Genomic DNA, 1,316 nt, shown 5'->3' on the forward strand with positions numbered 1-1,316 from the left:
GGCTGACCGTGTGATCGTGGCTGGCATTGGCGTACTGATCAACGGCGCAACCATGATGCTCTTTCTCAAAGGGCAGAAAGGTGACATCAATATCCGGGGCGCTTTCTTGCACATGGCCGCAGATACCGCAGTGTCGGTCGGCGTCGTGATCTCCGGCACGATACTGATCTTCACCGATCTGACCTGGATTGATCCAATTGTGAGTCTCGTTATTGCCGTTGTGATCTTTGTGGGCACCTGGCAGTTGCTGAAAGACTCCGTAAACCTGGCGGTAGATGCCGTCCCCAAGGGGATTGATCCTTCGGCTGTCCATGAGCGTCTTGAAAGTTTGCCAGGAGTAATATCGGCCCATCACCTACACATCTGGGCCCTGAGTACCACCGAAAACGCGCTAACCGTTCACCTGGTGAAACCCGACCCCGAGAGTGACGACCAGGTGATCAGTGAGGCTACGGAGATGCTGAATAAGCATTTTGGCATCCAGCATACGACCGTTCAGTGGGAGCGTCGTGAGGGCCAATGCCCAAATACATTGTTTTGCTGAATGTTGAAAAAGGCGGCGCACGCTTAGTGGCAGCCGCTGCATCTAGGGCAGCCTGGTGAACGCCCTCCTCTTTTCCTCATCATGAGATTCGGAAAGGGCACGCTCTCTCATGTCAGATAATTCGTTTTGATTCAAATAAACGCAAGGCATAGCAATAACTTATAACGCCGAAAGCAGCAGTGCGTCTCACGGGGTCGCTGACCTGACTTGTTATTTATGGTTTTCATTGGAGCAAGTCGCCACATACCAGTAAGCTGAAAATATCCCATAAATGAAGTTCAAGGTGATCACAACCATTGGCATAGCGATGCCAAACTCCAAACCCAGTACACCCTTGTTCATTGAAGGAAAAACAACAAGGAGCACCATTGCTGAAGGAAAGATACTAGCCGCCATGCCACGTAATATGGTGCGATCTTTCCAAACGGGTATTAGTAATAGCAGCATCCACAACCCACCCCAGATCATTCGCTGATACAACCAAGGTGCGGTGAAATCCGGTTTCATTGAAATACCAATAAGATCTGATAACCCTACCTTCCCCATAAACCAGATATTGAAGCTGTCCAAAAGCCCGCCTAAGGCTCCGCCTGTAAACGCCCCACTTATGTTACGAACGTATTTCATTAAGCTCTCCGGGCTTTCTGCGATTCGAGGCAAACCCCAAAGTAACAGCTTACTGGTTTTGGCCAATGTTCGCTTTTGTTTAAAAAGACAACATTTCGGGCGCCCACGATTAAATTCATGTGTAAGCGCAAATCGGCCAAGTTAT

General features: G+C 49.4%; 2 protein-coding genes. One reads left to right on the top strand and one right to left on the bottom strand.

What is annotated here, in order from left to right; genetic code table 11:
* The coding region (locus WH5701_RS00585) for a cation diffusion facilitator family transporter (RefSeq protein WP_006169873.1) at positions 1-544 on the top strand (544 nt) is incomplete at its 5' end.
* A 210-nt stretch (positions 545-754) separates the two neighbouring features.
* On the opposite strand, the gene WH5701_RS16295 is transcribed toward WH5701_RS00585, so the two are convergent.
* Positions 755-1,171, bottom strand: coding sequence for a hypothetical protein (locus WH5701_RS16295; protein ID WP_006169874.1), 417 nt, complete (start codon positions 1,169-1,171; stop codon positions 755-757).
* Positions 1,172-1,316: the final 145 nt, after the last annotated feature.

Origin of the sequence: Synechococcus sp. WH 5701 (genome assembly GCF_000153045.1) — a bacterium.
Classification (GTDB): Bacteria; Cyanobacteriota; Cyanobacteriia; order PCC-6307; family Cyanobiaceae; genus Regnicoccus_A; species Regnicoccus_A antarcticus.

Bases quoted from the DNA above. Each gene is read 5' to 3' on its own strand.
- WH5701_RS16295 (WP_006169874.1), bottom strand. From the start codon at position 1,171: ATGAAATACGTTCGTAACATAAGTGGGGCGTTTACAGGCGGAGCCTTA.